Source organism: Actinoplanes sp. ATCC 53533 (genome assembly GCF_003947245.1).
Map to the genome: position 1 here is coordinate 1 of NZ_QHHV01000348.1, position 9,052 is coordinate 9,052.

At 66.5% G+C, this 9,052-nt stretch carries 8 protein-coding genes and 1 pseudogene; 2 read left to right on the forward strand and 7 right to left on the reverse strand.

The genetic code is table 11. From position 1 onward, the window contains the following. From DMB66_RS56635 to DMB66_RS56655, 5 genes and pseudogenes are all read right to left on the reverse strand, one after another. A pseudogene (locus DMB66_RS56635) lies at positions 1 to 513 on the reverse strand (carbohydrate ABC transporter permease); the annotation flags it as partial. A gap of 14 nt (positions 514 to 527) precedes the next feature. After that, complete coding sequence (locus tag DMB66_RS56640; RefSeq protein ID WP_199753242.1) at positions 528 to 1,520, reverse strand: sugar ABC transporter permease; 993 nt, start codon at positions 1,518 to 1,520, stop codon at positions 528 to 530. Positions 1,521 to 1,524: 4 nt separating this feature from the next. After that, entirely contained in the window at positions 1,525 to 3,072 is a 1,548-nt protein-coding gene (locus DMB66_RS56645; protein ID WP_125812268.1) for an extracellular solute-binding protein, read from the reverse strand. Further along, on the reverse strand, positions 3,069 to 3,695 hold the full coding sequence (locus DMB66_RS56650) for a YesL family protein (RefSeq protein WP_125812269.1): 627 nt from the start codon (positions 3,693 to 3,695) through the stop codon (positions 3,069 to 3,071). The genes DMB66_RS56645 and DMB66_RS56650 overlap by 4 nt, the downstream gene beginning before the upstream one ends. Before the next feature lie 144 nt (positions 3,696 to 3,839). After that, positions 3,840 to 4,469, reverse strand: a complete 630-nt coding sequence (locus tag DMB66_RS56655; RefSeq protein WP_125812270.1) for a DUF1961 family protein — start codon at positions 4,467 to 4,469, stop codon at positions 3,840 to 3,842. 227 nt (positions 4,470 to 4,696) lie between these two features. Here DMB66_RS56655 and DMB66_RS62020 point away from each other — a divergent pair, with 227 nt between their 5' ends. Then, entirely contained in the window at positions 4,697 to 4,921 is a 225-nt protein-coding gene (locus DMB66_RS62020; RefSeq protein WP_158647697.1) for a hypothetical protein, read from the forward strand. A gap of 2 nt (positions 4,922 to 4,923) precedes the next feature. Next, complete coding sequence (locus DMB66_RS56660) at positions 4,924 to 5,559, forward strand: ABC transporter ATP-binding protein (RefSeq protein ID WP_158647698.1); 636 nt, start codon at positions 4,924 to 4,926, stop codon at positions 5,557 to 5,559. 4 nt (positions 5,560 to 5,563) lie between these two features. Here DMB66_RS56660 and DMB66_RS56665 read toward each other — a convergent pair whose 3' ends face one another. Further along, complete coding sequence (locus tag DMB66_RS56665) at positions 5,564 to 6,769, reverse strand: cytochrome P450 (protein ID WP_125812272.1); 1,206 nt, start codon at positions 6,767 to 6,769, stop codon at positions 5,564 to 5,566. Positions 6,770 to 7,061: 292 nt separating this feature from the next. After that, positions 7,062 to 8,957 (reverse strand): DUF2075 domain-containing protein, encoded by a 1,896-nt coding sequence (locus DMB66_RS56675; RefSeq protein WP_125812273.1) that lies wholly within the window; start codon positions 8,955 to 8,957, stop codon positions 7,062 to 7,064. Between the last annotated feature and the right edge of the window lie 95 nt (positions 8,958 to 9,052).

Sequence of the window (9,052 nt, forward strand, 5' to 3'; positions counted from 1 at the left end):
CAGGTAGAACGGGTTGATGGCCAACGGCAGGATCAGTGCCCAGTAGCTGTCGAGCAGCCCCAGGTTCCGCACCACGAGGTAGGTCGGGATCATGCCGCCGCTGAAGACCAGCGTGAAGATGACCACGTTGAGGGCCAGCGTCCGGCCGGGCAGGTTCCGCTTCGAAAGCGGGTAGGCCATGGTGAGCGTCAGCATCACCTGGACCAGCGTGCCGACCGCCGTCACCCCGACGGTGGTGAGCAGCGCGCGGATGAAGACGTCGGTGGAGAACATGTAGTCGTACGCGTCCGTGACGAAGTTTCGCGGCCAGAGGAAGAACGGCCGCGAGTCGATCTCGGACTCGGTGGCGAACGATCCCGCGAGAACGTAGAGCAGCGGCAGCACGGTGACGGCCGCGAGCGCCAGCAGCACGACGACGTTCAGGACGTCGAAGACCCGGCTGCCGACGGAGTCGTAGTGCCGGACCGAGCCGCTTTTGCCTGGCGTGGTGTCCGCGGCGCTATCCAGTGCCATGTCCGGCGCCCCCATCAGAACAGTCCACGCTGGCCGAGCCGCTTGGCCAGCCAGTTCGAGCCGAAGATCAACATCAGGCCCACCACGCCCTTGAACATGCCGACCGCGGTGGAGTAGCTGAAGGCGCCCTGGGTGATGCCGACGTAGTACACGAAGGTGTCGAAGACGTCGGCGGTCGAACGGTTCAGCGACGTCGTCATCAGCCAGATCTGTTCGAATCCGGTGTCCAGCAGGTGACCCGAGGTCAGGATGGCCATCACCACGATCGCCGGCCGGATTCCCGGCAGCGTGATGTGCCAGAACTGGCGCCAGCGCCCGGCACCGTCGACCCGCGCCGCCTCGTAGAGCTGGGTGTCCACCCCCGCCAGGGCGGCCAGGTAGATGATCGTTCCCCAGCCGGTCTGCTTCCACAGCGACTGCAAGATGATGATCGGCCGGAACCACTCCTCCTGGGCCACGTAGTCCGTCTGCCGTCCGCCGACGATGTCGTGGATGAAGGTGGCCAGGACGCCGAAGTCCGCCGAGAACAGCAGGTAGGTCAGCGACGCCACGATGGTCCACGACAGGAAGTGCGGGATGTAGATCAGCGACTGGACCGAGCGTTTCACCACGTTGAGCCGCAGCTCGTTGAGCAGCAGCGCGACCACGATCGGCGCCGGAAAGACGAACAGCACCGTGAGCAGCGCCAGGATCAGCGTGTTGACCATCAGCCGGCCGAAGTCGGGGCCGGTGAAAAGCTCCTCGAAATGCTTGAGGCCGACCCACGGACTACCCGAATACCCGAGGAACGGCACGTAGTCCTTGAAAGCGATGCTCAGGCCGTACATCGGGAAGTACCGGAACAGCGCGAAGTACGCCAGGCCGGGGATCAGCATGAGGTACAACCAGCGGTACCTCAGCAGCCGCGCGAGCCGCCGGGCCGGCTGCCCCGGCGAGGGTGGTTCGGCCGGTCCTCCGCTGGTCTTCGGTCGCTCCGGCGCCACGCCGGGAACCAGATCGTTGGCCACGACGTCACTTGCCGAGCTTGGCGACCAGCTCGTTGGTCTCTTTCGCCACCTCGGTGCCGCCGCTGTCGTACCAGCGCTTGACCTCGGCCCGCAGCTGATCCTCGGAGATCGCGCCGGACAGGTACTTGATCCGCGCGTCGCTGACGATCGGGTCCAGCGTCTGTCCCTTCTGGATGTAGGCGTCCGAGACGACCGGGAGCGCCGGGTTGAACACCGCCGTCTTCAGGTCCTCTTCCATCAGCGGGGTCCGCTGGTCGAACAGCTTCTGCTGCACGTCGTCGCCGTACTTGGTGGAATACTGGCCGACTCCGACACTGGCCCGGGTGCCCAGCTGGATGAAGGCCTTGTCCACGTCGTTCTGCAGGATCTTGATCTTGGCGTCTTCCTGGTTGATCAGGGCGGCCTTTCCGTCCACCAGCTGGAAGTTGCGCCCCTCGATGCCATTGCTCAGCAGCACCGAGCCTTCTTTCGACTGCAGCTTGTCCAGGGTGGTGAGGACCTGGTCCAGCTGCTTGTCCGTGCGCACCCGCTGCTTGGAGATGGCGATGACGCCGTTGTAACCGGGGAACGGTTGCGAGAACTTCTGGCCGTCGGACCGGGTCAGGTTGCCCACCATGACCACCTTGTCGAAGTCCTTCGGGTCCTTCTGCTTGAACTTGAAGGCCAGGTCGGTGCCGCGGGTGTTCTGGTCGATGATGATGCCGCCCTTGCCCTGGATGAACGGGTCGGTCCAGTTGGCGGCGTCCAGGGTGGCGAAGTCCTTGTTCACCAGCCCTTCGTCGACCCACTTCTTCAGCCACCGGTTGGCGGTGTAGAACTCCTCGGTGTCAAAGGCGGGCACCAGCTTGCCGTTGCGTTCGCCCCAGCCGTTGGGCACGCCGAACCACGTCTCGATCACGTTGTACGGGCTGTCGCTGGTGAAGATGGGAGTGGGCCACTTCGGGTTGATGAGCCCGTAGGTGTCCTTCTTGCCGTTGCCGTCCGGGTCCCGCTCGGTGAACGCCTTGGCGACGTTGTACAGGTCGTCCACCGTCTTCGGCGGCTGCAGACCGAGCTTCGCCAGCCAGTCCTTGCGCAGCACCACGGACGACCGCAGCTGCGGCCGGACCCGGTAGATCCCGTACGCCTTGCCGTTGATCGTCGCGTTGCGTCCGGTCCGCTCGTCGGCCGCCTTGAGGTTCGGATACTTGTCCAGCTTGCCGGTGAGCTCCCAGAAGGCACCGGCCTTGGCGGCCTGGACGAAGGACGGGCTCTTGTCGCCCTGGATGACCATCACGTCGGGAATGTTGTTCGACGCCAGCGTGACGTTGGCCTTGTCGCCGTAGTCCGCGTTGGGCACCCAGGCGATGTCGAGCTTCGTGCCGATCAGCTTCTCGATGGCCTGTTGCAGCTCGCCGTTCGAGTCGGGTGCGGTGCCGAACAGCGGCGCCATCACAGTGATCTTGTCAATCGCCTGATCGCTCGCGTCGTCGCCACAAGCCGAGGCGGCCAGGGCGGCGGTCACGGCGAGCACGGCGGCCAAGGGCCGGCGTCCGCGGATGTGGATGGTCATGAGATGCCTTTCGTCTTTATGCGCGCCTCGTTCTCGGCGAAGAGGCGCAGACAGAGCCAGGTGTCCAGTTGGATCCACCCACCGACGGCCACCACCGCCAGGAAGGGGTACAGCGCGACGGCGTATCCGATCGCGACGAGGACGAACAGCAGCAGGACGGATGCGGCCGGGCGGGTGAGGGCGAACAGCGAGGCCTTGGGCAGGTAGTCGCGTGTCCGCAGGTCGTAATGCACGGCCATGGGCAGCAGGTGGGCCGCGATCACGGCCAGGGCGACCAGCGCCACGGCGGTGGTCAGCCGCGGAGCCGAAGCCGCTGAGCCCATGGACGCGAAGTAGAAGTAGTTCGTGATCAAGAGGGCGGCCACGCCGGCGAGCGGGAGGACCAGCACGTTGCCACGGCCGAACTCACGCCGGTACGCGGCGACGAAGGCAGGCCAGAGGGAAAACGATTCACCGGAGGCGTGCCGGCGGGCCACGGTGTACGCCGCGACGGTCGCCGGACCGACTCCCAGGATCACCCCGCCGGCCAGCGTGAAGATCATCCAAAGCAGATTGAGCTTGGCCGCCCAGAACACCTCGTCGGCTGCGTCGTGCAGGCCTATCGACCAAGCCCGCGAGGTCATCGCGGATTGACTCGTCGTTGCACGTGGATACCTACCCTGTGACGGTGTGGTTACGGCATTGACGACGGTAAACTTGAATCGTCTCAAAGTCAACGACAGGAAAGGGCTTTCCCGCTGGTCGAGCCGGGGCCTGCGCGGGCCGTATCAGCGCTCGGTGACGCGCAGGTTCGCGTACTCGCCGATCATCGGCGCCATCTGCCGAAACCCGATCCTGCCGCCGGGAAGCGGCTCGTCGTCCCGCCATCGAAAGGACAACAGATCCGCGATCTCGAAGGTGATGACTCCATCATGGACAGTCAGGCGCATCGGGTACGGGCCCTGGGCGTCCAGCACCGCCGGCAACGGATCGGCTCCCTGCGCCACCAGGTGGAAGCCGTAGCTCTTGCGCAGGTTGCAGGTGTGCAGTTGCCGCTCCGACGGCCACATCCGGCGGAAGTACGACACGTGGTACGCATTCAGGTCACCGTGGTGGTACTGCTCGTACGGCCCGGTCCGGGGTGCCAGCTCGAAGAGATCCTCACCTCGCCGCCCGCGCGCGTGGAAGAACAGGATGCACAGGCCCGGCTCCCGGATCGGCCAGAAGTCCCACTCCACCGTGAGGTCCGGGCCGAAGTCCGCCGGGCACCACAACACGACGTTGGCGTCCTGACCATCCTCCGGCGGACGCAGGCTCTCCAACCGCAGACGCCCTCGCGGGAACGACACGGCGCCGTCGCCTTCGAGCCGGAACCCTTCGAGGTCGTCGGGCGCACTCAAGGGATTGTGGTACGGCATCGGCGGAGCTCCTCACGAGTGTCCGGGACGGGATTCGAACTCGGCTCATCCTGACCGACTGCCGGGCCTTGGTGTTATAGCTTCTTCTTCGTCGGCCCCGGTGAGTGGAGGTCGCTCAGCCTTCAGCCGAGGGAGGCCCATGGCGCCGGACGACGTTCCCGGGGCTCGGATCCGCCCTGATCGCCTCACCACTGCCGCCGTCCTCGGCGGCCTGCGGCAGCGCAGTGGTGCTCGCGACCCACGACGCGAGGGCGGTCGCGGCGGCCGACACCGTGGTGAGCCTGCGCCACGGCGTGCTGTCCGGCGAGCACGACAACGGACAGGTCCGTACCGCGACGATCGACGGCTTCGGCCGGCTGCAGCTGCCCGAGGAGGCGTTGTTGTTGTTCCCGGACGGCCGCGCGGTGGTCACCGTGGCCGATGGACACGTCGAACTGCACCGGCCGGAGTAGCCATGCCCTTGGTAGAGATGCGCGACGTCAGCCACACCCGCGGATCCGGGGCGGCGGCCACGCGGGTGCTGCAGGAGATCGACCTGTCGCTGTCCTCGGCGACCCTGGTCGTCCTCGCCGGACGGTCCGGCTCCGGCAAATCGACCCTCTGCCACCTGGTCGCCGGGGTCATGGCGCCCACCACCGGACAGGTGCTGGTGGCGGACCGGCCGGCCTACCCGGCCAAGGACTGGGCCAGCGTGTCGTTACTCCCGCAACGGCTGACGCTGGACCCGGAACTCACCGTGGCCGAGAACGTCCTGCTTCCCGCCGGGCTGCGCGGCCGCCCGCCCGCGACAGAACTGCTCGACCGGCTCGGGCTCGCCGCCATCGCCGCCCGCCCGGCGCGGGACACCTCCCTCGGCGAACAGCAACGCACCGCCCTCGCCCGCGCGCTGGTGCTGAACCCCGCCGTGGCTGTGCTCGACGAACCGACCGCACACCAGGACGACGACCACGTCCACCTGATCCTCGAGGCGCTCGATGCGGTGGTGCGCTCCGGCACGCTCGCGCTCGTGGCGACCCACGATCAACGGGTCATCGACGCCGCCGGCACCGTCGTCCGCATGCACTCGGGACGCATCGATCCCGGATCCTGAATCGTCACCACCGCACGGGCACCTCCCGCAACCCGCCGACGGCGAGGCCCTCCACCCGGTTCAACTCGTCCGGGGCGACCGCGAGTTCGAGGGTGGGCAGCCGGCGCAGCAGCACCTCCAGCACAACCTGAAGTTCGGTGCGGGCCAACGACTGGCCGATGCACGAATGCGGACCGACGCCGAAGGACAAGTGCGGGTTGGGGGTCCGGGACAGGTCCATCGTGTCGGCGTTGGGATAGACGGTCTCGTCCCGGTTGGCCGCGCCCATCGAGCACATCACGGTGGTGCCGGTCGGCAGCCGCTCCCCGGCGACCTCCAGGTCCTTGGTCAGGTAGCGCACCATGCCGAGGCCCGGGTTGGCATCGATCCGCAGCGCCTCCTCCACCGCGCCGCGCACCAGCGACCGGTCGGCCACCAGCGCCTCCCACTGACGCCGGTCGGCCAGCAGCATCGCCACCATCTTGCCGATCATGTTCGCCGTGGTCTCATGCCCGGCGACCAGCAGCCCCTGGCCGGTGTACACCAACACCAGGTCGGGGAGCCCGCCGCCACCGGCATCGCTGGTGGTGATCAGATCGCTCAGCAGATCGTCACCCGGCTCGGCACGCTTGGCCTGGACGTGGGCGGTCATGTACGACAGGAACTCGGCGGCCGACGTCTCCATCTGCGCCTGCGTATACCTGGTCAGGCTGAGCATGGTGTCCGACCAGTAGGCGAACTTGTCCCGATCGGAATCGGGAACGCCGAGCATGTCGCAGATGACCCAGACCGGCAGCGGAAAGCCCAGGCCCGCCTTGAGATCGGCGGGCTGGCCGCGCTTGACCATGTCGTCGATCAGCAGGTCGGCCATCGCCTCGATGCGCGGTTGGAGCATCCTCATCCGCTTGACCGTGAACCACTTGGTGATCATCCGCCGCCACCGCTGATGCGCCTCGCCATCCTGCGGCATCGCCTGCGCCATGTCACTGTTGAACAGCCCACCGGACTCGGTGTCGGCAACCCGCGCGCTGTCCGCGGTCGCGCGGGGAAACCGCGGATCGGCAAGCACCTGCTTCACATCCGCGTACCGGGTGACCAACCTCGCGGAGTCCCCACTGGGCAACGTGATGTGCGCGACCGGGCATTTCTCCCGCAGATCCGCCCACTCTGTCGGCGGATCCAGCGGCGTGGGGCTGGTGAAGGGGAAGCTCAGCGCCTTGGCCTCATCCATCAGAACCCTCCTCAAACCGGAATTCGTCAATAGTCAACTGTCAATGCAACCATTAAGTCAAGTGCCTTAATAGCTTCCGTACGTTCGCGGGTCAGGACGTCAGGGGGCCAGGGAGGTGATCAGGCGTTCGGTGATGCCGGCCGGCCAGGGGAAGGCCTCGGTGACAGCGCGCTGGTGGGCCAGGCCGGGTAGGCCCAGCCACAGGACGATGGCGTCGGCGACGGTGCGGCAGGGATGCGACGCCGTTCGACCTCGCCGCGATCAAGAAGGCCGACCCTCGACTTGGGGCCGCCTATTCGTAGACGGTTTCGAGGCCGCGGTGCACATGGACCAGGTCGGCCAGGAAGGCGCGGGTCTCGGGGTCCGCAGCGTAGAGGATGGTGCCGCGCATCCCCCGGGTCATCAGGACCTTGTAGGTGTTTCGGATGAGACGGTCGGCTTCGGAATCGCTGACGGTCTTGCGGCTCCGGAAGTTCGGGTCCTTGAACTCGTCGCGATTGGTGACGAGCCGTCCGTCCCGTGCGACGAGGTCCGGGCCGACGATGACGCCCGACCACTCGTACTCGAAGCCCTGCGCCGTGTACACGCATCCGACCTGACCGAAGCCGTTCGGGTCGGTCGCCCAGAAAGGGCTTCCCGGCGCGTCGCCGACACTGCGGTCACTCTTGACGTTCCACGGCCGTGACCACCCGCCAACCTTCACGTCGTCGACCAGTGTGCCGTCGGATCGTGGGTCGCTCCAGGGCCAGCAGTAGCCGGCGGTCATCCGGGCGGTCTCGCCGGCTGCCTGCTTCGTCGCGAGGAAGGACTCCATCTCCTCGGGCGTTTCGGCGATTCGCAGGTCGAAGCGGCCATCGCCGACCCAAGTGGTCGGCTTTCCGCCCCCAAGACCCAAGAGGCTCAGCACCCATTGCTCATAGGCCTCGCTGCCGCCACAGCGGAACTGGTCGTGCAGCGACACCACATCGATCTCGAGGTTCAGTCTCTTCGCGTACGCCGTGATGATGTCGACGTTGCCGAGTTCTCCGGGCTTGACCACCTGATGTTCGTCGAGCAGGAACACCGGGACCCGCGCCGCGGCGAGCAGTTCCTCGAGTTGCGCCCGCGCGCCTTGGCGTTGGGCGGAGCGGGTGAACCGGTTGACCGAGGTCTCCCGGATTCGGTGCGCTTCGTCGCAGATGAGCACGTCGATGCCGTTGCGGTCGGCGGTCATGAAGCTGTTGAAGTAAAGGAACATGTTCTTCAGTCGGGGCGAACCCTTGCCCGCGTATCGGCGCAGAGTCTGCGTGAACGACTTGGAACCGGTGGCGTGCAGCGCCGACCGGCCTTGCCGGGCGAGCTCGCCGAGCAGGCTCAGCGCGATGACGCTCTTGCCGCTGCCCGGTCCGCCGGACACCACCACGACGCTCTTGTGGTCCGCTGCACGGGCGCGTTCCACAGCGTGCAGGACCAATTCGTACGCCACGCGCTGCTCGTCCAGCAAGGTGAAGTGCGAGCGTTCTTTCAGCTCGCGGGCCGCGTAGGTGAGCAGGTGCCGGCTGGGTCGCACGGTGCTGTTCAGGAATCGGTCCGCTGCGAGGGCGCCCGGTTTGTCGGCGGCAAGCGAGGCGCACAGGTATTCGAGGAAGTCGCCGCGGCGTTGCTTGTTGAAGATCCGGCTCTGTTCGGTGGCGGGGCGTTCGAAGAGTTCAGCAATGTCTCTGTCGACCGCGTTGTGCAGGTACACGGCACCCCGGACGGTGTTTCTGTGCTCGGCGAGCAGGCCGAGGAAATCGGTGAGGTACTGGCAATAGTCGCCGACCTGGATGGCGGGGTGCAGCCGCGGTCCGGAGACGTGTTCGACGTCAACCAGTGTGTCGGAATCCTCGTAGCGGACGGCATATGACCACTGCTTGAGTTCGATGACGACGAACGAGTCCTCGCCCGTCTCCGGGTGGACTCCGGCGAGCACTGCGTCGATACGCCGGCTGGTGAGCGGCAACTGGTACTCGACCAAGACCTCGACGTCGTGAAGGCCCGCATCGGCGAGATCCTGGGCGAGCACGGACAGGCTACGCGACCACGACTTGCGCTCTGCCGGACTCACGCCGTGCCCGCTCATCCAAACCTGCTCGGCCACGCGGTCAGCCAGGCTGCCCTCCATGGCAAGACGAAGAAGACCGGCCGCGGACACGCGGAATGCCGACATGAACTGTTGCCCCCGAGCAGCACGAATTGATCGTGCGGATGGGAGGCATATCCAGGTACGGGAAGCCTGTCGGACCGCATACGGACAACGCAGAC

Bases quoted from the DNA above. Each gene is read 5' to 3' on its own strand.
- DMB66_RS56675 (WP_125812273.1), bottom strand. From the start codon at position 8,957: ATGTCGGCATTCCGCGTGTCCGCGGCCGGTCTTCTTCGTCTTGCCATG.
- DMB66_RS56650 (WP_125812269.1), bottom strand. From the start codon at position 3,695: ATGACCTCGCGGGCTTGGTCGATAGGCCTGCACGACGCAGCCGACGAG.
- DMB66_RS56655 (WP_125812270.1), bottom strand. From the start codon at position 4,469: ATGCCGTACCACAATCCCTTGAGTGCGCCCGACGACCTCGAAGGGTTC.
- DMB66_RS56665 (WP_125812272.1), bottom strand. From the start codon at position 6,769: ATGGATGAGGCCAAGGCGCTGAGCTTCCCCTTCACCAGCCCCACGCCG.
- DMB66_RS56645 (WP_125812268.1), bottom strand. From the start codon at position 3,072: ATGACCATCCACATCCGCGGACGCCGGCCCTTGGCCGCCGTGCTCGCC.
- DMB66_RS56660 (WP_158647698.1), top strand. From the start codon at position 4,924: ATGCCCTTGGTAGAGATGCGCGACGTCAGCCACACCCGCGGATCCGGG.